The organism is Nocardia sp. CY15 (genome assembly GCF_009829295.1).
GTDB classification, from domain to species: domain Bacteria; phylum Actinomycetota; class Actinomycetes; order Mycobacteriales; family Mycobacteriaceae; genus Nocardia; species Nocardia sputi.
In genome coordinates this window covers 744,855-767,160 of the sequence record NZ_VUOT01000001.1, presented here as the reverse complement: position 1 = coordinate 767,160, position 22,306 = coordinate 744,855, and the positions used below count along the sequence as shown (strand labels likewise).

At 69.3% G+C, this 22,306-nt stretch carries 17 protein-coding genes; 6 read left to right on the top strand and 11 right to left on the bottom strand.

The features are described 5' to 3' along the window. Nucleotides 1-2: 2 nt before the first annotated feature. Genes GVY39_RS03645 through GVY39_RS03625 form a run of 5 tightly spaced genes read right to left on the bottom strand, consistent with a single transcriptional unit; the run spans nt 3 to nt 11,434 of the window. Entirely contained in the window at nt 3-497 is a 495-nt protein-coding gene (locus GVY39_RS03645; RefSeq protein ID WP_159921159.1) for a flavin reductase family protein, read from the bottom strand. After that, the gene (locus GVY39_RS03640) at nt 494-1,675 is read right to left on the bottom strand and encodes an enediyne biosynthesis protein (RefSeq protein ID WP_159921161.1); all 1,182 of its coding nucleotides are present in this window, start codon (nt 1,673-1,675) and stop codon (nt 494-496) included. The genes GVY39_RS03645 and GVY39_RS03640 overlap by 4 nt, the downstream gene beginning before the upstream one ends. Beyond that, the gene (locus tag GVY39_RS03635; protein WP_201295160.1) at nt 1,672-3,684 is read right to left on the bottom strand and encodes a CRTAC1 family protein; all 2,013 of its coding nucleotides are present in this window, start codon (nt 3,682-3,684) and stop codon (nt 1,672-1,674) included. Before GVY39_RS03635 ends, GVY39_RS03640 begins: the two co-directional genes overlap by 4 nt. Continuing rightward, nucleotides 3,681-5,111, bottom strand: coding sequence for an aminotransferase class I/II-fold pyridoxal phosphate-dependent enzyme (locus GVY39_RS03630; RefSeq protein ID WP_159921163.1), 1,431 nt, complete (start codon nt 5,109-5,111; stop codon nt 3,681-3,683). The genes GVY39_RS03635 and GVY39_RS03630 overlap by 4 nt, the downstream gene beginning before the upstream one ends. Beyond that, nucleotides 5,108-11,434 (bottom strand): type I polyketide synthase, encoded by a 6,327-nt coding sequence (locus GVY39_RS03625; RefSeq protein ID WP_159921165.1) that lies wholly within the window; start codon nt 11,432-11,434, stop codon nt 5,108-5,110. Before GVY39_RS03625 ends, GVY39_RS03630 begins: the two co-directional genes overlap by 4 nt. Nucleotides 11,435-11,882: 448 nt before the next feature. Here GVY39_RS03625 and GVY39_RS03620 point away from each other — a divergent pair, with 448 nt between their 5' ends. After that, nucleotides 11,883-12,431, top strand: coding sequence for an ester cyclase (locus GVY39_RS03620; protein ID WP_159921167.1), 549 nt, complete (start codon nt 11,883-11,885; stop codon nt 12,429-12,431). A 24-nt stretch (nt 12,432-12,455) separates the two neighbouring features. On the opposite strand, the gene GVY39_RS03615 is transcribed toward GVY39_RS03620, so the two are convergent. Further along, nucleotides 12,456-13,184, bottom strand: a complete 729-nt coding sequence (locus GVY39_RS03615) for a TetR/AcrR family transcriptional regulator (protein WP_159921169.1) — start codon at nt 13,182-13,184, stop codon at nt 12,456-12,458. A 795-nt stretch (nt 13,185-13,979) separates the two neighbouring features. Between GVY39_RS03615 and GVY39_RS03610 the strand changes: the two genes are divergently transcribed. Beyond that, nucleotides 13,980-14,645, top strand: a complete 666-nt coding sequence (locus GVY39_RS03610) for a hypothetical protein (protein WP_159921171.1) — start codon at nt 13,980-13,982, stop codon at nt 14,643-14,645. 49 nt (nt 14,646-14,694) lie between these two features. Further along, nucleotides 14,695-14,874 carry a hypothetical protein gene (locus GVY39_RS03605; protein WP_159921173.1) on the top strand — a complete coding sequence of 60 codons (180 nt, stop codon included), beginning with the start codon at nt 14,695-14,697 and terminating at the stop codon, nt 14,872-14,874. Here GVY39_RS03605 and GVY39_RS03600 read toward each other — a convergent pair. From GVY39_RS03600 to GVY39_RS03585, 4 genes are all read right to left on the bottom strand, one after another. Next, nucleotides 14,871-15,272, bottom strand: coding sequence for a PaaI family thioesterase (locus tag GVY39_RS03600; protein WP_159921175.1), 402 nt, complete (start codon nt 15,270-15,272; stop codon nt 14,871-14,873). The genes GVY39_RS03605 and GVY39_RS03600 overlap by 4 nt on opposite strands. 54 nt (nt 15,273-15,326) lie before the next feature. Then, complete coding sequence (locus tag GVY39_RS03595) at nt 15,327-16,526, bottom strand: MFS transporter (protein WP_236565296.1); 1,200 nt, start codon at nt 16,524-16,526, stop codon at nt 15,327-15,329. A gap of 100 nt (nt 16,527-16,626) precedes the next feature. After that, nucleotides 16,627-17,376 (bottom strand): SDR family oxidoreductase, encoded by a 750-nt coding sequence (locus GVY39_RS03590; RefSeq protein ID WP_159921177.1) that lies wholly within the window; start codon nt 17,374-17,376, stop codon nt 16,627-16,629. 64 nt (nt 17,377-17,440) lie between these two features. Continuing rightward, a complete protein-coding gene (locus GVY39_RS03585; protein WP_195069347.1) occupies nt 17,441-17,812 on the bottom strand; it encodes a hypothetical protein in 372 nt (123 codons plus the stop codon). Between the two features lie 572 nt (nt 17,813-18,384). Between GVY39_RS03585 and GVY39_RS35185 the strand changes: the two genes are divergently transcribed. The 3 genes from GVY39_RS35185 to GVY39_RS03570 all read left to right on the top strand — a co-directional run bounded on the left by GVY39_RS35185 (nt 18,385) and on the right by GVY39_RS03570 (nt 21,249). After that, nucleotides 18,385-19,743 carry an N-acetylmuramoyl-L-alanine amidase gene (locus tag GVY39_RS35185; RefSeq protein WP_159921179.1) on the top strand — a complete coding sequence of 453 codons (1,359 nt, stop codon included), beginning with the start codon at nt 18,385-18,387 and terminating at the stop codon, nt 19,741-19,743. Between the two features lie 95 nt (nt 19,744-19,838). Further along, on the top strand, nt 19,839-20,873 hold the full coding sequence (locus GVY39_RS03575; RefSeq protein ID WP_159921181.1) for a GTP-binding protein: 1,035 nt from the start codon (nt 19,839-19,841) through the stop codon (nt 20,871-20,873). Between the two features lie 184 nt (nt 20,874-21,057). Beyond that, nucleotides 21,058-21,249, top strand: a complete 192-nt coding sequence (locus GVY39_RS03570) for a hypothetical protein (RefSeq protein WP_159921183.1) — start codon at nt 21,058-21,060, stop codon at nt 21,247-21,249. Here the strand turns inward: GVY39_RS03570 and GVY39_RS03565 are convergent. Beyond that, nucleotides 21,239-22,261: an AraC family transcriptional regulator gene (locus tag GVY39_RS03565; protein ID WP_159921185.1), complete on the bottom strand. Its 1,023-nt coding sequence runs from the start codon at nt 22,259-22,261 to the stop codon at nt 21,239-21,241. The two genes, GVY39_RS03570 and GVY39_RS03565, sit on opposite strands and share 11 nt — an antisense overlap. Nucleotides 22,262-22,306: the final 45 nt, after the last annotated feature.

Genomic DNA, 22,306 nt, shown 5'->3' with positions numbered 1-22,306 from the left:
CGTCAGAGGAGCAAACGACGGAAGCCGCCGTCGAAGAACGTCAGCGCTCCGGTGGCGGCCAGTTCGGCGGAGCGTTCGGCGTGCACGACCTCACCGATCACGATGCTGTGGTCGCCGCTGTCGAAGACCGTGTCGAGCTTGCATTCCAGGCCCGCGGCCGCGTCCGCCAGCATCGGCGCCGCGGTGTGCGGGCCGGGGAACCACCCGACCCGGTCGAATTGCGCGCTGCCGTCGGGGCGGGTGGAGTCGGCGAAATAGCGCGCCACCGCCTCCTGCCGCGCGGAGAGCACGGAGACGGCGAACGCGCCCGCCTCGTGGATCGCCCGATGCAGACGTGCCGTGTGGGCCACGCACACCAGGATCAGCGGGGGATCCAGCGAGACGGACGTGAACGCGTTGGCGGTCATACCGTGTGGCCGTGGCCACCCGGTGGTGACCACGGTGACACCGGTGGTGAAAGCGCCGAGCACGCGGCGCAGCTCGGCGCTGTCGGTCATGAGCGGGCAGCCTCCGTCACCAGCTCGGCGGGCTCGTCCTCGTCGGGAGCGACGGGACCGGACTGCGCGGGCGCGCTCGGCGCCGCGCCGCGTTGCCGCCACCACTCGGCGATGCCGCGTGCCCACCAGTAGACGCCGCGAGCGCCGCAGACGACGACCAGCGCGATGAACAACCCGTAGGAGATGTGCAGCGCGGTGACCACGCCGTACATGATGCCGACCGAGGCGCCGAACATGATCTGCTGCTTCTTGCCCGAGGGGGTGGTGCCCGGATCGGTGACCATGTAATTGGTGAACAGCACGAATGCCAGGCCGGTCATCATGCTCAGGCCGGCCAGGATCGAGATGTTCGGCTCGATGATCCCGCGCACGATGGCCTGGAGTGCGAACGCGCCCACCCACGCCATGATCAGCGGCATCTTCAGCGTCAGCTTGGCGTTCAACAGGGTGCCGGTCATCAACAGGCCGAGCACGATGAGCGCGTCCGCCGGGCCGGAGATGTACTCGGTGAAGTGGTAGGGCGGCGCGACCGAGATCATCGGGAACACCAGGAAGCACACCACCACACCGAAGTTCGACGGGTTCATGAAGTGGCGCACCTTGCCGTTGATCTTGGCGCGCAGCACCCACTTCGTGCCGACGGCGACCACGATGCCGAAGATCACCGGCCACAGCTTGTCGTGGGCGAAGGTCAGGAAGTTGAACGCCAGACCCGTGATGTGCGCGGGGAGCAGGAACTCGAACAGTCCGCGCGGCCCCCGGCCCAGGAAGGCGGGCGACCGCTTGTACGCCCAGGCCGCCAGGACTTCCAGCCCGATCTCGGTGGAGTACGCGGTGGCCAGCGCGATGAACGGCCACAGGAACGGTTGCTCGAAGCCGAGCAGCGGGAATCCGATCAGATTGAAGATCGTGATCGAGATGGCGAAGTTGCGCAGCGCCAGGTAGCGCGTGTCCTTGGTCGGCGCGGGGGTTTCCACCCACTCCTTGGCGAATTCGGTCCCCGAACGCTGAACGGCCGAGATGCGTTCGGCGGCCGTCGTTTTGCTCTCGGGGGCAGCGCCGTTGCCTGCCGCGCCGTTGGCGGAGGCGCTGCCGTTGCCTTCGATCGCCGCGGTTTCGTGCTGCCCGTTCGACGCGGCTACCGCGTCGCCCGGATCCTTCTTGTCGTTGTCGCTCATCGCTGCTTGACCTCCTGCGCGTTCGAGGCGAGGTTCACGGTGTGCCAGCCCGGCGCGAGCTGGAGGGTTTGTTCGTGCGGGGTGCCATTGGTCTCCCGCCAGCGCAGCACGACGTTCAACGGAGCGGCCGGATCGACCTCGCCGAGGCCGATGTGCACCTCGGTGGCGCGCTTGCCGGTGTGCCCGCTACCGCCGTCGAGGTGGCTGGTGAGCAGGCGGCCTTCCGCCGTGCGCACCTCGACCTGGGCGTCCACCGCCGGAACGCCCTGAACCGGAAGGCCGGCCGCCGTCGTCGTGGTCGTGGTGCCCTCCCAGACCGGCTTGAACAGTTTCAGGCCGAGGAACTGGCCGTTGTCCGCCTTGTTGTTGTGGTAGAAGGTCGGATCGCCCCACTGGCGGGCGACGGCGAAGCTGAGCGCGCCGTTGCCGGAGGTGTCGCCGACGGCGATGCCGCGCGAGGGGATCGGGGTGTCCATGCCGAGCGCGTGGGTGAGGTTGGCGAACTTGCCGTCGTCACCGCGGCTGAAGAAGCCGACCGGATCGCTGCCCGCCAAGTCGGCGTCCTCGCCGATGATCGGCCAGGACCACGGGTACTTGGTCAGGTCGTCGTTCATGGTGCCGAGTTCCTGGATCTGCGGCCACCGGTTGACCTCGCCTTTGATCATGCCGGTGGACTGGACCACCTCGTTGCGACCGTCGTTGTCGAAGTCGTTGATCTTCGCGTCCCAGCCCCAGGTCTCCCAAGCCAATCCGACGTCCGTCGCGCGATTCTCGAACGGCGCGACGCCCTCGGCCAATTGCCGCGCCGCGTCGGCGGTGTCCTCGGCCGTGTTGTAGAACGCGAAGTGCCCTTCCATCAGAGCGAAGCGCACCGCGATGTTGCTGACGAACAGGTCCGGCATGCCGTCGCCGTTCATATCGCCGAAGTCGGCCGCCATGCCCTTGTCCGAATCATGGCCCAGCACATACGATTTCGGGTCGGTGAGCCCGCGCTCGCCCTCGGCGAATCCGAAGCGGATCCGGCCCGGCGTGGACTCGTTGACGAACAAGCGGTCGCGTCCGAAGTCGTTGGCCACGTACAACTCGGGCAGTTGGTCGCCGTTGAGGTCGGCCGCGGCCGCCGCCAGCGCCCATCCGGTGTCCATGCCGATCGGGAAGGGGTTGGCCACCTCGCGGTAGTCGGCGGTCGGTTCCTCGCCCGCCTTGGCGGAGGCCAGGGTGAAGATCCGGTCCTTGCCGCCGTTGCGGGCGTTGGACAGCGAGTCGGTCATCCACAGCGCGAGCTGGCCCTCCTCGGAGAGCACGTCCATGTCGTTGAAGTACTGGCCCAGGTAGATGTCCGGCTTGCCGTCGCCGTCGAAGTCGGAGACCGAGACCGCCGCGGTGATCCAGCGCTCGCCCTCGTAGTGCCCGTCGGGGGTGTTCGGCGAAGCGACGATGTCGATCGGGCGGAAGGCCTTGGCGTCCAGGCGGGTGGCGTTGGCGCGCTGCAGGTACAGGATCGGCGTGCGGCCGTAGTACGACACCAGCGCGTCCATCCGGCCGTCACCGTTGAAGTCGCCGGGAACGCAGCCCGAGGGCACCGTGGACGAATCCGCGGGCAGCGGCTCGGGGTCGAGCACGAAAGGCTCGTACCGGCTGGTGTTGCTGTCCGGGGTCGGCGTGATGAAGGCCGTGTCCGAGCGGGGATCGACTACGCACAGGTCGTCCGCCAGCCGGTTGCCGTCGAGGTCGTTCATCGCGATGGCCGCGCCGACCGAGGAGATCCAGGCCGACAGGTGCTTGTACGGTTCGCGCAGCTCACGGATCTTGCGGTCGGTCGGCAATCCCTTGGGCAGCGCGATCGGCATCGCGGTGAAGTCGAACTTGCTCGCGATCGGCCCGCCCGCCACGTCGTGCGTCGGCAGCAGCGCCGAACGCGCGGGAATGAACAGCGAGCCCATCAGCAGCAGGGATACCGCGGGGACCACCGCTTTTCGGAGGACGGATCGGTTGATGGGAATTTTCACGAGTGCTGCTCCTCATGGGCGAGAGTGAATTGCTGTCCCGCGGTGTCCGCGAGTCCGTCGAGCACCTCGCGCAGCGTGGCCAGCGCTTGGTCCATTTGCTGCTCGGTGTGCCTGCAGTTGATGAAGAACCGCAACCTGGCCTCCCCGGCCGGGACGACCGGGTGGGTGATGGCGTTCACGCTGAAGTCGCGCTGCAGCATGGCCAACGCCGCGAGCACGGCGGGTTCGTCGGCGCCGGTCATGACCGGGATGATCGGCGAATCCGACGACATGCCGATGTCGAAGCCGTATTCCTCGGCGCGGCGGTGGAAGTACTCGCTGTTGCGCCGCAACTGGGTCACGCGTTCGGGCTCGTCGCGCAGCACCTCGAGTCCGGCCAGTGCCGCGCCGATGGCCGACGGGGCGGGGGCGGCGGTGTACATGCTCAATCCACCCGCGACGTACTTGAATCCGTCGACCAGTTCCCGGTTGCCCGCGAGATAACCGCCGACGCTGCCGAGGGCTTTGGACAGCGTGCCCATCCAGACGTCCACCGCGTCGCCGGGCAGGTCGAACAGCTCACGCACGCCGTGCCCGGTGGCGCCGAGCGTGCCGAACGAATGCGCCTCGTCGATCATGATCGAGCAGTCGTAGCGCCGGGCCACCTCGATGATCTCGGGCAGCCGCACCACGTCGCCGTCCATGCTGTAGAGGCCCTCGATGATCACCATGGCCCGGTCGAAGCTGCGGCGCGACATCTTGAGGATGGTCTCGAGCGACTCCGGATCGTTGTGCCGGAAGGAAACCCGCTTGCAGCGCGACCACTCGGTGCCCGAGACCACGCTGTGGTGGATCAGCGCGTCGCACACCGCGAGATCACGTTTGCCGAGCAGGAATCCGACCGCAGCGGCGTTGGTGAGGTAGCCGCTCGCGGTCACCAGGGCCGCCTCGGTGTCGTAGACGCGGGCGATCTCGGCTTCCAGCTCGCGATAGATCGGCAGCTCGCCCGCCACGATGCGGACGGCGGCGGCGGAGGTGCCGTACCGATCGATCGCGTCCTTGGCGGCTCGGCGCACCCGCGGGTCGGCAGCCAGGTCCAGATAGCCGAAGCTGCTGAAGTTGACCACGTCCCGGTCGGCCATCCGCGTCACCGCGCCGCTGATGCCCTCGTGCGGCAGGTAGTACGGGTTGATCAGGCCCACCTGCCGCACCCAGGCGTCGAATCGCCCGAACCGCTGCCCGGCCTCGAGCACGCCGGGGTGATCACGGAAGGAGGTGTGCGCGGCCCCGCGCGGCGCGGTGCCGCCGTTGGCGGGGGCCGGGGTGGGGGTGGCGGAGCCGTTCGTAGCTCGTGCGCCGTTGGTCGTCGCCGGGGCGGCGCTGGTCTCACCGCCCGCGTGCCTGGCCAGCAGTGCGCGGGCCAGCTCCCGGGGGTTGTTGTCGGTCATTCGTCCTCGCTCCTCGCCGCGCGCTCTTCTTCCTGGGCAATCTGCTCGGCAATTCGCGCGCCGAGCCCGCGCAACGTCAGTCCGATCACGGCGAGCACCGATAGCTGGGTGCCGAGCACCTGCACCACGCGGGCCCCGAACTCCATGCCCATCAGCGAGTCCATGCCGAGTTCGGGCAGCGGGGTGTTCAGGTCCACCGTCTCGGCGTCGACGCCGAGCACCGCGGCGAGCTGTTCGGCGAGCAGGTAGGCCACCACCTCCCCGCGCTGTTCGACACCCAATCGCAGGATCTCCGCCCGCAGCGCACCCGCGCCCGACGCTCCGCCGCCCGCGGCCGCCACCTGCTCGGCGAAACGCGGCGTGCGGGTGGACGGGCGGTGCGCCAGCGCCCACTGGCTCCAGTCCACGTCGAACAGCACGATCTGCGGCAGGTCCAGCCGCAGGCACTCGCCGAGCAGATCGGTGGCCACGTCCATGTCCACTGAGCGGTAACCGGTCATCTCCGCGTACCGGCTGACCGCCTCGTAGTCGGCCATGCCGCCGCCACCGCTCATGAAGCCCCAGTTCACCGCCAGTGCGGCCGCGCCACGGGCGCGGCGGGCGGCGGCGATCATGTCGAGCACCGAATTGGCCGCCGCGTAACCGAATTGGGGCGAGATGCCGACGATGCTGCTCGCCGAGGAGAACAGCACGAACATGTCCAGATCGATGCCGGCGGCGGTCACCGCGGTGTCCAGGTTGACCGCGCCCGCGACCTTGGGCCCGAAGATCTCCGCCAGCGACTCGACGGTGATCTGCGGGACCTCGAGGTTGTTCACCACACCGGCGGCGTGGAAGATGCCGCGCAACGGACGGCCGCAGGCCTGGATGCGCTCGATGAGCGCGGCGACGGCGTCGTAGTCGGCCATGTCGATGCGTTCCTCGACGACTTCCACGCCGGCGGCGGCGAATTCGGCGACCGCGGCGCGGGCCGCGTCCCCCGTGGCGCCGCTGCGCCCGGCAAGCACCAGGCGACGCGCGCCGATCCGCACCAGCCAGCGCGCGGTCGCCAGCCCGAACGCGCCGAAGCCGCCGGTGACCAAGTAGCTGGCCGCAGGGTCGATCGGCAGGCTCGGCCGCTTCGCCAGCACCGTCGGTTCCGGTTCGCGCAGGTCGAGCACGACCCGGCCGATCTGCTTGGACCGCACCACCGTTTCGAACGCCTCGGCGGTCGAATCCAGCGTGAACGCGGTGTAGGGCAGGTAGTCGTAGGTGCCTTCGTTCAAGGCGTCCATCGCCCGGCGCGCCGCGCGCCGGACCAGTTCGGGACGCACCGCAAGGGCGCGGTCCATGTCGACGGCGAAGAACGACAGGTTCCGGTCGAACGGGCGCAGGTCGATCGCCCCGCCGCCGTAGATGTCGGCTTTGCCGATCTCGACGACCCGGCCGAATTCGGCGGCCACCCGCAGGTTCTGCTGGAGGATTTCACCGGGGGAGGAGTTGTAGACCACGTCGACGCCGCGCCCGCCGGTCAGCATGAGCACGTCGTCGACGAAGCTGATCGAGCGTGAGTTGACCACCTCGTGCGCGCCCGCCGCCGTGGCCACCGCGCGGCGCTCGTCCGAGCCCGCCGTCGCGATCACCCGCGCGCCGAGGCGCACCGCCACCTGGACCGCGGCCATGCCCATGCCGCCCGCCGCGCCGTGTATCAGCACCGTCTCACCCGGTTGCAGGTGCGCCAGTTGGCCGAAGGCGAATTCGGCGGTGAGGAAGGGCAGCACCGAGCTGGAATGGCAGGGGTCGAGCACGGAGTCGGGGTAATTGAGGGGCATCGTGGCTCCCTCGTCGGGCCGGAGTGTGACGTGGCGGCGCAACAGATCCCTGGCGCACACCGACATCTGGTCGCCGACGGCGACATCGGTCACCCCTGGACCGACCCGCTCGATCACGCCGAATCCGTCCATGCCCAGCTCGGTGCCGAAATACGTTCCGGCCAACTCCTTTTCGGTGAGCACGCCGAGCGCCTTGAGCGCGTCCTTGTAGTTGAGGCCCACCGCGTCCATCCGGATCTCGACCTCACCGGGGCCGGGCGCGACCCGATCCACCGCGCGCCACGCCAGGTCCGACAACAGCCGTGAGCGCCCGATCTCCAAGCGGAACGAGGTTTCCGGGCCGGTCAGCGGTGCGGCCTCGTCCCAGACCGCCAGATGGTCGCGCAGGGACTTGCGCAGGTGCAGCGCCCAGCACGCGCCCGCCCGCAACGCGACCTCGTCGGCGCGTCCGTCGCCGAGCACCTGCTCGATGATGTCGGCGGCGCGTGTGGCGGGTTCGGTGTCGACCAGTCGCCAGTGCACCGCGGGTTGCTCGTTGCGCAAGGTGCGCCGGGCGCCGGTGAGCGCCGCCTGCGCCGGATGCGCGAAGGCGTCGATCGGCAGGCAGAACGCCTGCTCGGTGACCACCACGGCGCGTACCTCGGCCGCCGGGGCGTCGTCTTCGTCTTCGCCGACCACCAGCTCGCCGAGTGCCTTGGCGACCAGCGCGAGCCCGTAGGCATTGGGCACCGCGTCCAGCTCGGCGCCGGACACCACGACCACGCGGCTGCGTGTCACGCCGGGCCGCTCGTGGGCGGCCCGCAGGGTCGCGAGGACGCGCCGCGCGGCGGCCTCCTCCGGTTCCAAGGTGAGGATCTCCGACGCGGCTCGGGCGCTGGCGATTTCCTTCGCGCGCTGGGAGACGGTGCTGCCCAGGCTGATCACGAGCAGGAACTCCTCCGCGCCCACGGGTTCGTCGACGGCCGTGGTGTCGTCGACGATGGACCACACCGGCTCGTAGAACAGGCCGTCGAGCTGGTCGTGCAGATCCGGCTCGGCCGCGAGACCGGCGAACCGCACGCCCGAAAGCGTCAATGCGACAACGCCTTCCGGTGAAGCGACGGTGATGTCGGCGCACAGCGGGTCGCCGTCCACCCGGCGCACCAGCACGACCGCCCGCTCCGGCAGCGGCCCGGTCCAGCGGACCCCGGCGACCGAGGACGGCACCACGACGCTCGCGTCGCTCGCGGTCTGGGCGTACAGGGCGGCGAAGCATTGCAGCGCGGCGTCCACCGCCGCCGGGTGGGCCAGATGCGGCAGGCTCGGCGCGCGACCGGCCAGTGGCGTGAGATCGAGCCGGGCCACGACGGAGTCGGCCCCGACTTGCGCCGCGGTGATCAACCGGAAGCTCGGGCCGTAGGCCAGGCCGTGCGCGGCGAGGCCGTCGTACAGCGTCGCCGCCGCCACGTCCACCGCGTCCGCCGCCGGGGTCAGGTCGATCGTGCGCGCGTCGACGTCGGCCTCGATCAGCCTGCCGTGCGCGTTGACCGTCCAGGTGGTCGCCGTGGCGGCGCGCGAGCGCAGCGTGAACCGGTGGGTGGTCTCCTCGACGGTGAGGCGCAGTACCGGCACGTCGTGCTGCCCGATCACCAGCGGCGCGACGAACTGCACCGACTCCAGCCCGAACGTGGTGCGGCCGGTGCGCACCGCGACGGCGCTGAGCGCGGCGTCCAGGTAGGCCGCGCCCGGCAGCACGACCGACCCGTCCACGACGTGATCGGGCAGCCACGGCAAGGCGGCCACGGACAGCTCGACCTCCCACTCCGGCGCGGACGCCGCCGTGCGCTGACCGAGCATGACGTACCCGTCGACGGCGCCGACGCGGTCCGCCTCGATCGCGGGGTCCTCGGTCCACAGCGTGCGGCGCTGCCACGGGTAACGCGGCAGATCCACGTGCGCGACAGGTGTTCGGGGGGCGCCGGGCGCGCGTGTGGTGTCCAGCCCGCCCACCTGGTACAGCTCGCCCACCGCGCGCAGCAGGTTGTCGCGATCGTCGGCGTCGCGCGACAGCGTGCTGATCGCCGCGCCGTCGAGGCCGCGGCGCACGAACGCCTCCTTGATGTTGCCGCTGAGCACCGGGTGTGGTCCCACCTCCAGGAACACCCGGTGGCCCGCGTCGAGCAGGCTGTCAACGGCCGCGCCGAAGCGCACCGGCTCGCGCACGTTTCGGCACCAGTACTCGGCGTCCCAGTCCGGGCCGGACAGTTCGCCGCCGGTGACGGTGGACCAGATCGGCACGCGCGCGGGCTGCGGCGTGAGGCCGGCCAGCGCCGTGGTGAGGTCGCCGAGGATCGGGTCCATCAGGTGACTGTGGTAGGGCACCTCGACACGCAACGCCTTGGCGAAGACGCCTTCGTCGGTGAGTTCGGCCCTGATGCGGTCCAACTCGGTCGAATCACCCGACAGCGTCGCCGCGGAGTGGCTGTTGACCGCCGCGACGCAGACGCCCTCGACGCCCGCGAGACGCTCGTTCAGCTGCTCCTCCGAGAGCCCGACGGCGAGCATGCCGCCGGTGCCCGCGGTGGTGGCCTGCAACCGGGCGCGGTGACAACTGACCAGCAGGGCGTCGCGCAGTGACAGCGAGCCGGAGGCGTAGGCCGAGGCCACTTCCCCGACGCTGTGGCCGACCACCGCGGCGGGGTGGATGCCGGCTTCGGCGAGTTCGGCCAGGAGCGCGGCCTGGACCAGGAAGTTCGCCGGCTGCGCGTACTCGGTCCTGGTGATCCGCGACTCCTGCTCCGGGCGCAGCAGTTCCTCGACGACCGACCATCCCGCGATCTCGCGGAAGATCTCGTCGATCGACCGCGCGGCGGCGGCGAAGTGCCCGTCGGCCTCGAGCAGGCCGCGGGCCATTCCCCACCACTGCGGGCCCATGCCGCTGAACACGAATACCGGCCGGGTCGACCCGTCGGTGAGCGCGCGGACGGGTGTCTTGCCCGCTCCCACGGCGAAATCGGCCAGCTGCGCACGCAGGTCACCGGTATCCCGGTAGGCGAACGCGGCGCGGATCGGATGATGCGCGCGCTGGACCCACGCGGCCTCGGTCACCACGTCCACGGGGGCGGTTTCGGTGAGGTCGTGCAGGTGTGTGGCCATCGTGCGCAGCGCGGTCTCGTTGCGGGCCGACAGCGGCAGCACGGTGATCGGTGTGCGCGCGGCCTGCGCGGGCGTCGCGGGGACCTCGGGCGCGCGGGTGAGGATCGCATGGGCGTTGGTGCCGCCGTAGCCGAAGCTGTTGACCGCCACCGCGGCCCGGCCGTCGCCGTTCGGCAGCGGTTCGGTCTCCAGCGGAATGCGTACGCGCAGTTCGTCGAACCGGATCTCCGGGTTCGGGTTGTCCAGCCGCAGTTGCGGGGCGATGACGCCGTGGTGCAGGGTCAGCGCGGCCTTGATGACGCCCGCGACGCCCGCGGCGGCCTCGGTGTGCCCGATGTTGTTCTTCACCGAGCCGACCGGCAGTGGCTCGTCGCGGCCCTCGACCGCGCCGTACACCGCGCCCAGGGCGGCCAATTCGAGCGGGTCGCCGACCGGCGTGCCGGTGCCGTGCGCCTCCACGAAGCGGATGTCGCGGGCGTCGACGCCCGCCAGCCGGTGCACCCGCCGGGCCAGGGCCTCCTGCGCGACCGGGTTGGGCACCGGGATGGCCAGCGTGCGGCCGTCCTGGTTGACCCCGCTGCCGCGCACCACCGCGTAGATCCGGTCGCGGTCGCGCATCGCCGCGTCGAGCGTCTTCAGCACCACGGCGCCCGCGCCCTCGCCGCGCCCGTAGCCGTCGGCGGCCGCGTCGAAGGACTTGCACCGGCCGTCCACCGCGAGGAAGCGGCCTTTGCACATGGAGATGAACGCCTCGGGCCGCAACATCGCGTTGGCGCCCCCGACGATCGCCGTCTCGCACTCGCCCGCTTCCAGCGCGAGCATCGCTTGGTGCAGGGCGACCAGGGAGGACGAGCAGGCGGTGTCGATGGTCATCGTGGGTCCGAGCAGGTCCAGCAGGAACGCGATGCGGGCCGACAGCAGCGTGTGCGAGGAGCTGGTCGGGCTGTGACTGTTGATGGAGGCCCGGGCGATCGAGCCGCTGCGCACCAGCGCGTTGTCGTTCATGAAGCCGCCGACGAACACGCCGACCTCACGACCGCTGACCCGCCCCGCCATCCCGGCGTCGTCCAGCGCCTCCCAGGCGACCTCGAGCAGCAGCCGCTGCTGGGGATCCATGATCGACGCCTCGCGCTGGGAGATGCCGAAGAACTCGGCGTCGAACTCCCACAGCGACTGGGTCAGGAAGCCTCCGTGCCTGGTGTACATCCGGCCCGGCGCGTCGGGGTCGGGGTCGTAGAACTTCGCGAGATTCCAGCGGTCCGTCGGTACTTCCACGATTCCGTCGCCCCTGTGCACGACGAGATCCCAGAAAGAGTCCGGCCCGTCGATGCCGCCCGGAAAACGGCAGCCGATACCGACAATTGCTACATTGGGCATGCAAAATCCCCTGATGCTCAGGCATTCGAAAGCGCCGCCGGTCGGGCGTCGGCGTCGACGAATCAGCGTGGAGACAACCGGATTCGCGACGCCGGTAAACCTGTTCGGCCATGAGCGTCGCCCGGAGGTGAAGTGGTTCCGCGGTAGGAGGTCAGTGTCCACCCATGGTAGGAGGCCCGATTCGCGAAGGTCAATACGGAATCGAGCCGTCGGTAATCGAAAAGCATTGTCTGACAGGTAAAGAGAACTCCATCATCAATGCAGGTAGAAGCAGGTATGACAGTATTATTCCGCTGTTATTACACGGTTATTGCCCAATTAAATAGGATGGATTACATTGTTATTCCGACGTTTTCGAGAACATTCAGCGCCCGAAGCTGTTGAGTAGCGGCTCGATTCGTGCCTACGATGACGCGTCGAATGCGCACCGAGGTGAAAGGTGATGGGCGTGAATCCGTACAACACCGGGCAGTTCCGTATCGAAGCGGAGGCCGAGCCCATCGAAAGCCTCGCCTGGCTGATCGAGTTCACCGAGCAATACATCGCGGGGTGGAACAGTGGGGACGGCGCGGCGGTCGCGAAATGCGTCACCGAGGACACGATCTGGCACGACCCATCGTTGGACGCGCCCGCGCACGGGCGGGCGGGCGTGGAGAAGTTCGTCGCCGACACGGTGCGCTCGTTCCCGGACGTGGCCTACACCAACCCGTTTCCGCCGGTGCTGGCCGCCGACGACCGGATCGCGCTGGTGCCGTGGCGGATGACCGGCACCCATCTGGGCCCGATCGACCCGCCAGGCTTCGGCCCGACCGGCAAGCGCATCGACCTGCTGGTCATCGACGTCTGGCAGTTCCGCTCCGGGCTGATCTGGCGCAGCCAGGCCACCTGGGACCTGACGGAGATGCTGCTGCAGTTGGGTCTGATGCCGCCGCGCGGAAGCGCCGCGGAGCGCGCGATGGCACGCGCCCAGCGGCTGAGGTCCCGGCTGCCGTTCTGACCGGCATTCGCCCCGTGCCGGCGTTCAGTCGCCGGACTGGGCGGCGAAGCGCTCCACCGCGAGCAGAACCGACGCGCCGACGGTTTCCAGTTCGGCGCCCATGCCGACGAGAAGATTCACGATCGCAGGTACCAGAACCTCGAGCAGGCCGTCGTCGCCCAGATGCCCGGCCATCTCCAATTGGACGAAGCCGAACAGGCCCATCCACAGTTGCGCCGCGGCGGAGCGGACGTCCGCGGTGTTGATCAACCCGGCGTCCTGAGCGCGCTGCACCGCGCCGACCACGTGGTCGAAGGTTTCCGTGTAGTGCTCGAACTCCGAATCGTGCCCGGCCACGAGCACATTGCCGCGGTTGATCTTCATATCGATGCGCGTCCCGGTGCCGAACATCAGCCCGAACAGCTCCGGCCTGCGCTGGGCCTCGTCCCGGAATACGAGGCCGAGTACGAGCAGATCGGTGATCGGCTCCTCGCTCACCCCCGCCGCGGTCATGCGCGCGGCCAACCGCGCGAAGCCGGCGGAACCAGCCGCGCGGATCAAGCCGGGCATCCCGCCGAAGTTGGAGTACACCGCCATCGTGGAGACCCCGCACATTCGCGACACGCGGCGGACGGTGAGCGCGTGCAGACCCTCGGTCGACACCACCTCGACTGTCGCGTCGATCAGGCGATCGCGCAGGGCGGTGTTCATCGCGTCCGTTCCGGCGGCTGGGCGCACGGCTAGTTCAGTTGTTCCGGCAGTCTGCTTGCTCATCGTTTCCGTTTCCCCAAATACGGTCAAGCCGTGACGCGTAGGTCTGCTGGTGCGCTGTCCTCGGGAAGGCGGTACCGTGGCTCGGCCGAGGACGCCTTGGTCGTGGTCACCGCGAAGACGGCCGGTATCGGCGCTGCCGCTCGTGGCCGGAACGCTCGGCCCGGCCTTCGTGGTATCGGGGAGAGGGCGTGGGTTTCGATCGATGCACCGTCGATTCGCTCGGACAGGGAAGCTGATCGTGGTTCATCGCGCACAGATTTCTCCGTTCTTGCCGCACGAACGGGCGGACAGAGCATGAGGTGGGACCGCGTTCGCGGGCTACGAAGAGCAGGTGCGCCCGCCGAGAGGTGCGTGTCGGAGGTGAGTGTCGTCACTGAAACTCTATGTGATAGAGGGTAACACCCACGCTGGATCAGCCGAATGTTTTGCGGCATTCCGGAATTCGCCGGGACACGCGCTATTGTGCTGATCGACGAGCGAAGCCGCTTAGTTCTGGATTCGGTGACAATTGGTCTGCGAATCCGTCCTGTGATCGGCATATGTTGTCGCAAATGGGACAAGTGGGACCTGCGCTCGGTGCAGTAAAGAGTGGATCGCGTATTTGTCAAGATCGACCTCGAACGTGCTGATGCGGGACAAGTGACTCGCCGATCCGGAGCAGGGCCGGGACGGGCGAAGCCGCCGAGGGGATGCCGCGTCGCGGTCATCAGCTGCCGCCGGGTCTGGAGAGCGCGGTCACAAACATCCGGCAACGGTATCGTCAAGCGGGACAGATAGTGGGCGGGAGGTCGGTCGATGTCGTCATCGATTCCGGGAGTCGTCGCCTGGCCTGCGATCTGCCTCGTCGCCGCGGTCGTCGCGTTCCGGCTGATGCTCCTGCGCGACACGGTCGTCGACCAATTGGTGAATCGCCTGTTCGTCTGGGGTCTGCTGAGCCTGCTGCTGTACCGGTGCGCCATGACGCCCGCAAGCGCGAGTCCGGCGCACCAACTCGTCCTCGGCTGCACCGTGATGTCCTCGATGTGCCTGCAAGGAGTCGTCCGCGTCTGGGCCGCGGACGTGCAGCTGGGGGCGGTCTGGCGCAGGCACCGCGTTTGCTGCGATCGCCGCCGGGTCCACCGCCGTGATCCTGCTGGCGGGCGCATCGGCTCGGCGCGAGGGGAGGCTCGTCGACCTGACGCCGGACGTGGAAGGCCTGGTGGTGTGGACCGCGTTCGGACTCCCGCTGCTGATGAACATCTGGCTGTCGGCCCGTATGTTCCTACCGGAGTTGCGGTCCGACGGCATCGGCCCGGCGGGAAAGCTGGTGTGCGGGCGATGATCTGGGCCGCGGCGGGATCTCACCGCCGCGGTCACCGAGATCGTGCTGCCGCCCGCCCCGACGAGCGGGTCGACGCGAGTACCCGGCTGATGCGGATGACGGTGGAAATCCAGGACGCGCTGTCGCAACTCGGTCGCTAGCCCCGGCGACCGCGGGCTGGGAGGTCCGCTGACCGACTACGCACACCGAGTGGCGTGCGCGGTAATCGCACGGAAGGCGGGATCGGCGCCGCTCGCGTCGACCTCGGTCCAGCCGCCGGTCCCCGCGGCGGATTTCGACGCCGGGCTGCGGCAACTGCTCGATCTCGCCCGGGTGTGGCCGACCGCCCGCGCTCCGGCCGGGGCGGCGCCGGCCCTGGTGGCGGGCTAGAGCACCGCTTGGGTCTGGGTGACCTTCGCGACCAGCTTGTCCGCGTCGTCCCGGATCACCGTCTCGACCACGATGAACGAGCGTCCGGCGTGCAGCGGCGCCGCGGACGCGATGGCATGGCCGGCGCGGACCGCGCGCAGGAAATTCGTCTTCGACTCCACCGTGGTGGTGCCCTGCTTTCCTTCGGGCAGATTCAGGAACGCGCACACCGCGCCGGTGGCGTCGGCCAGCGACATCAGTACCCCGCCGTGCAGCACGCCGCCGAGCGTGCACAGTGATTGGTCCCAAGCCAGGCGGCTACGGACCAGTTCGGGTCCGTGGGCGAGCACCTCGACGCCGAGGCGCTCGGTGAACGGCATGGTCTGGTGGAACAGCGCGGTGCCCGTCTCATCGATCATGGCCGCGACCCTGCCCGCCACCGGTCGCCGAGTCGATTACCTTGCGGGTAATCGTCAGTGCGCCAACTGTCTCCGGTCTCGGCGGCGGTGGGCCCACACGACCGCGACGACCGACAACGCGGTCGATCCGCCGCAGGCCATGACGAGTCCGGGCGAAGAACGGTCCACGAGCACGCCACCCGCGAGCGCGCCGAGCGAGATCGTCGCTTGGAAGGAGGCGGTGAACAGCACCGAGGCCGCTTCCGGTGCGTCCGTGGCCGCTTTCGCGAACCATGCTTGCGAAGACACCGGCACCGCGCCGTACCCGACGCCCCACACGACGAGCAGAACTGCCGCGCCGAACGACCATTGGCCCAGCCAGGGAAGCAGCAGTGTGGCGGCCGCGATCAGCGCCGTGGCTGCGGCGAGGGTGGCGCGGGGTCTGCGCGCGATCGAGGCCCCGCCGAGGAAGTTGCCGCACATACCGGCCGCGCCGTAGACGAGCAGGAGCAAGGTGATCGTGCCGGGGCCGACCCGGGTGACCTGCTCGAGGAATGGCGTCACGTAGGTGTATGCGCCGAAATGGGCCGAGACGACGAGGAATGTCACCAGCAGGGTGAAGTGGATACCCGGGCGGCGCAGCAGGGTACCGAGAACCGCGGCCCGGGTGACCTGTTCGGCGCGCAGCGCGGGCAGGAATGCGATCAACATGGCCAGCACGACGGCCGCGAAGGCGCCCACCACGAGGAAAGTCGTTCGCCAACCGGCGATCTCACCCAGCAAGGTACCCGCGGGGACGCCGAACACGGAGCCGAGCGGCACCGACGAGAAGATCACGGCGTTGGCCTTGGCGACCGAGTCCGCGGGTACGAGCCGTTCGGCCAGTCCGGCCGCGATGGACCAGAAGCCGCCGATGGTGATGCCGACGAGGATCCGTGAAACCAGCAGCACCCGATAATCCGGTGCGGCCGCGGCCAGCGTGTCGGCGAGCACCAGCAGCAGCATGAACAGGCACAACATCCGCCGTCGATCGATGCCTGCGGTGGCGACGGTGACGACCGGCGCCGCCACGGCGGCCACCAGCCCCGGCATGGTCATCATCAGGCCGGCCATGCCATCGGAGACGGTGAAGTCGGCGCCGATCGAGGTGAGCAGCCCGATCGGCAGGATCTCGGTGGTGACGATCGAGAAGATCCCGAGCATCACCGCGACAACCGCGGGCCAACCGGTGGGTGCGCTGCGGGCGGTGCGTTCAGTGGTGCGGAGTGTGGACACGGCGTCGAGTCCAGCAGCTCCGCGGCATCCGAGCTGGCGAGTTCCCGACAGCACCGTCGGCGCCCGGCCGCGCCGGTGCGCTCGCGCCCCGCTACCTTGTTCAGCTCATCCGCGCCACCAGCGCGTCGGGGAGGTGGGGGAGCGCGAAATCGAGCAGCCGCCACGGCCACCCGGGGACGCAGGCCCGGCGCCGCTCCTGCTCGATGGCGGCCACCATCGCCGCGACGCCCTTGTCCAGCGGCGCGACCATTCGCGCGTCGCCCGCCTTGGCCGCCATGTCGGTGGCGATGAAACCCGGTAACAGCGTGGTGACGGCGATCGGCGAACGGGCCAATTCGGTGGCCAATGCCGCACCGAGTGCGGCGACGCCCGCCTTGCTCGCCGAGTAGGCCGCCTTCTTGCCGGGCAGCCCGCGCACCGCGCTCATCGATGAGACGAGAACCAGGTGCCCGGCATCCTGCGCGCGGAAGATCTCCAGCGCCGCTTCCGCCTGCGCCAGCGCGCTGACGAAGTTGGTGGTCGCCGTGGCCAGATTCGCATCCGCCCTTCCGCTGCCGACCGGCGCTCCCTTGCCGATCCCGGCGTTGACGATCACGCGGTCGAGGCCACCCAGCTCGTCACGCAGTTCGCCGAAGACGCGCGGAACCGCCGTGTGGTCGTCCACGTCGAGTGCGCGCACCGCGACGGTGACCTCCGGATGAGTGGCCCGCAGCTCGTCGCGCAGCGTCGTGAGCGCGTCCAGCCTGCGGGCGCACAGCGCGAGGTCGCGGCCCTTTGCCGCGAAGTCCCGCGCCATGGCGGCCCCGAGACCCGCGCTCGCGCCGGTGATCAGAATCCTGCTCCTCGTCATGCGGCTGACCCTAGCGTTCGCCGAACGCGCGGCGATACGCCGCCGACGGGACGTGCGCCGTTGCTCAGCCGCCGAACGATCCGGTCGGCGGCGGGGTCGGCGACAACCGCCACGGACCGCAGTTCTCGGTCTTGAAGCCGACATCGGTCGGCTCGATCTCCACCCGGACGGGGCTGAGCCGGGTGTAGTTGTTGGCGATGATGTACTGCATGTTCGTGTTGTCGCCCTCGACCTTCCACAGCCTGCGCCAGTCGCACGCGTAGGCCGGATCGGAGGCGCCGGGCGCCTCCCAGACGCCGGGGGCGATATCGACGCCGACCAGGTAGACGCCGTCGTGCGGCATGGTGTTCGCGGGTTCGGCCGCCGCCGTCGCCGTGGCGAGCAGGGTCGCCGCGCAGGTCATGGCTCCCGCGAGTAGGAGGGCGCTTGCACGCATACCGTTCTCCTTGACTTGTACTACCGCCGCGTCCACGTACTTCCGCCGCCGCGGCCGACTCGGGAGATCCCCGCATCTCCGCGGCCAGGAATACCAGAACGGACCGGGTGGTGTGGCCCGAATTCGCGATTTCGCGCGGGTGGACGCGGGCTCGGCTGCCCGGCGATCGGTCGGTGTGGCCGGGCGATGCCGACCCGAACTCGTCGAGTCCCGCCTTACGCAACCACGAGTTCGCCGACAGGCTTGGCAAGGGGTCTTCTGGTGTACCAGCTACTGGCTTTGTTCCGTGCCGCGGCGCGTGGTTGTCGCGAAGGTAGTCCGGCTTGCCCGTATCCAGCAGCAACTTCGACGTCTTCTGCGTGCCGATCGGCACGGTGTGGCTCCGAATGCATTACGCTCTGCTATCTCTGCGCAAACTGTCTCGGCGCGTTCGCCGACCGGGCGCTGCGCATGCCGTAACACTTCGATTACGTAACTTGCTTCGCTGATACACGTGTTGTCAGAGTAACCAGTGGGTTTGGTGTTACAAGTGGGAAGGGAGGGGCGCCCCGTCCCGGGGCGCCGACCGCACTATGAAGCCAAGCATCGTCAAGGCCGGTATCTGTACCGCCGTCACGGCCGCGGTAACGGTGACGTTGTCCGGATTGCTGCCGGTCACCGCGCACGCGGCGCCGTCGGCGCTGGACATGTCGAAGAAACTCGCGGGCAAGACCGTGTTCCTCGACCCCGGACATCAGGGGCCGAACCATTCCCAGGACCTGGCAAGACAGGTCAGCGATGGTCGCGGCGGCACCAAGGACTGCCAGACCACCGGCATGACCACCATGAACGGCGTTCCCGAGCACACCATCAACTGGAACGTCGCACAGGTCGTCAAGACGTCGCTGGAGACACTCGGCGCGCGCGTCGTGCTGAGCCGCCAGGACGACACGAACTGGGGCGGCTGCGTCGACGACCGCGCCCGCGCGGCGAGCCAGTCCGGCGCCGACGTGGCGGTGAGCATCCATGCCGACAGCGCGCCCGCGCAGTATCGCGGGTTCCACCTGATCGTCCCGGAGCTGCCCATCCCGAATCTGATCGTCGACCAGGCGCAGTCCGGTGCGGGACGCGCCGCGTCGACGTCGGTGCGCGACGCGTATCGCCAGGCGGGATTCCCGCCCGCGAACTATGGCGGCGTGGTGGACGGGCTGCAGACCCGCAAGGACGTGGCAGGGCCCGCCCTGACCACCGTTCCGGTGGTGTTCCTCGAGATGGGCAACGGCGCCAATCCCGAGGACGCGGCGCTGCTGGAGACCCCGGACGGGCAGCTCAAGCACGCGATCGCGCTGACCACCGGCCTGGTCGGCTACCTGCTCGGCGGACCGCAAGCCGGCGCTTCGCCGGATCAGCAGGCAGCGCAGCCCATCCCGCCGGGTACGTCGTTCGATCGCCCCGCCTCGGACCCGGGCACGCCGCAGGGCCAGGCGAATCAGGGTACTCCGCAAGCGCAGACGAACACCGGTACTCCGCAAGCCCAGACGAACACCGGTACTCCGCAAGCCCAGACGACCCCCGGTACTCCACAGGCCCAGAACCCGGCGATCCCGCAGGCGCAGACGATCCCGGCGGTGCCCCAGAGCCCCGCGGCCCCCGCGGTGCCGCAGGCGCAGTCCGCTCCGGGCGCCTCGACGCCGAAGTCGGCGCCGGGCGCGGCGACACCGCAGTCGCCGGGCACTTCGGCGACACCGGATGCGCCGGGCGCGTCCGGAGCCCAATCGCCGGACACGCCGTACGCCCAGCAGTCCCCGGGGACCGCGGGCGGCAACGCCTCGATCATGGAGTTGCTGATGCCGTTGGCGAAGATGCTGGGCTTGGACGACAACGCCATCACCACGGAATTGATCAACCTCGGCTACAGCCTGGCGGCCATGCTGCTGGGCCCCTCGAAATAGTCCGCACACCGAACCCACCGGACGCCATCCTCACCACCATGAGGGTGGCGTCCGGCATTTTTCGCGGGTCGGGCGGGCGCACTAGGGTGAGCGGAATGGCAGACCGGATTCCTGTTGTGCTCGTCGCGGGGTTTCTCGGTTCGGGGAAGACCACGCTGCTCAATCACTTGTTGCGAGACAACCGGGGGACGCGGATCGGCGTCGTCGTCAACGACTTCGGAGCGATCAACATCGATTCGATGCTGGTCGCGGGGCAAGTCGACGCCATGGTCTCGCTCGGCAACGGCTGCGTGTGCTGCGCGGTCGACGTCACCGAGCTGGACGAGCTGTTCACCCGGCTCACGCAGCCGCGCGCCGGAATCGACGTCCTCGTGGTGGAAGCCAGCGGCTTGGCCGAGCCGCGCAATCTCATCCGGATGGTGCTCGGCAGCGACAACCCGCGCCTGCGCTACGGAGGACTGGTCGAAGTGGTCGACGCCGAACAGTTCCCGGACAGCAGCGCCCGTCATCCGGAACTGCGCACCCATCTGCGCCTGGCCGATCTGGTGGTGGTGAACAAGGCCGATCGGGTGGCGCCCGAGCAACTCGCGCGACTGCGTGCGGACATCGCGGCACTCGTCGGCCCGGTGCCCGTGTACGCGACCACCTACGGCCGGATCGATCCCGGGCTGTTGTTCGACGAACCGCTGCGCGAACGGCCGCTGGTGGCCGAGCAACTGAGCTTCGACGAACTACTCCTCGACCACGACCACGACCACGACCCCGGGCACCGCCACATGCACGACGACTACACCAGCGTCTCGTTCACCACCGCACGAGCGCTCGACCCGCGCAAGCTGATCGGTTTCCTGGAGGACCCGCCACCGGGATTGTTCCGGGCCAAAGGCTTCGCCGCCTTCGGGGTTGCGGACGAGCGCAGGAAATTCGTCATGCACATGGTCGGTCGCCACATCGTCTTCGAGTCGGGCAGCTGGTCGCGCGGCGAATCGCGGGGCGCGCAGCTGGTGCTCATCGGGGCGGGCCTGCACACCGACACGGCCCTGGCCCGGCTGCACGACACCGTGCACGACGCCGCAGATCCGCTCGACCCGCAGAGCATGCTCGGCGTGTGGCGCTATACGCCGCACTGAACGCGCCAGATTGGCGCGTTCGGTCGCGACATGGCGCGTTCGGTGCTGGTGACCGAGTGGTCTTTTCGTGAGACTGAAGGCGTGTCCGCCGGTCCGGGGGCACGGGGAGCGTACTGCCGCGCGCGGCGCCGCCCGGCAGCCGATCCGTCACCGACCGAATCGTCCTGCGACCGATGGGAGTTCCGTGTCAGATTCCATGGAGAGCGCCACCGCGTACGTCATCCAGGCGCTCGAGGCCAAGGGCACCGCCACCCGCGATGACTTCGATGTTCCCGCGATCGTCGCCGAGACCCACGCCATCGCCAAGAGCTGGGATTTCCGTGCGATCGAGGACGCGACGTTCTGGTCGATCGCGGCGCGTTTCCTCAGGACGTGAACGTCCGATCCGCCCGCTCGGTGCGATGCGCGGTGATGGCCAGCGACCACCGCCGAGCCGCTCGCCGCATCGATGCCGGATCGGAGTAGCCGAGAATCTCCGCCTGGCGCGACGCGCTCAGCGGCCCGGCGGCGGTCGCGGCGACCAGCCGTGCGCCACGCGCCCGATCCAGTTCCGCGCGCCACGTGGTGCCCGCCTCCCGCAACCGGCGCTGGAGGGTGCGCGGGCTGGTGGCCAGCCTGCGCGCCACGCGCTCCAGGGAGGCGTCGCCTTCGTCCAGGCAGTCCGCCAGGGCCGTCGCGACCCGTTCCGGCCATGCCGTGGCCAGCGGTGGCGGCGGCGGAAGAGCCGCGGCCAGCGGCTGCAGTATGCCGGCCAGCACCGGATCGCTGGTGGTCAACGGTAGATCCATGTCCGAGGCGCGAAAGGTCATGGCGTCCACCGGCGCGTCGAACTCGATCGCGGTGGTGCCGAACACCTCGACGAAGGTCTCGATTCGTGCGGGGGCGTGCTGGCGCAGCGAGACCCGCAGCGGGGCCAGCGGTTCACGCACCACGCGCCGCGCCCGGCTGAGCACCGCGCTCAGGCCCCACAGCTGGGTCAGGTCACGGCCACGGCCCGCACCATCGATCATGTCGAGGTAGAGCGTGACCTCCTCGTCGTTCTCCGCGACCAGGTCGAATCGGTGATTGGTGGTCACCGCGGTGACGTACGGCCCGCAGGTCGCCAGTCCGGCCCCCAGCGTCGGGGCCGAGGAGAACAGATAGTCGTAGAGGCCGAGGCAGGTCAGCTCGTAGCGGCTCGCCACGTTCAACGCGACGTCGGGGTCACCCAATTCGTGTTCGGCGATCTCCCACAGCCGAGAGAACGTCTGGCTGGGCAGGTGCAGATCCTCGCCCGCCATGGTCCACTCCGGTAAACCGGATTCCCGCAGCAGCCGGTCGCGGTCCACGCCTACCGCGGTGAGTTGCGAGATGACGAATCGGTGGAGCAAAACCTGGTCGGTTCCCATCGCGTGCTCCTTCCCAACGCAACCGATCGGCCCACCTCGGCTTAC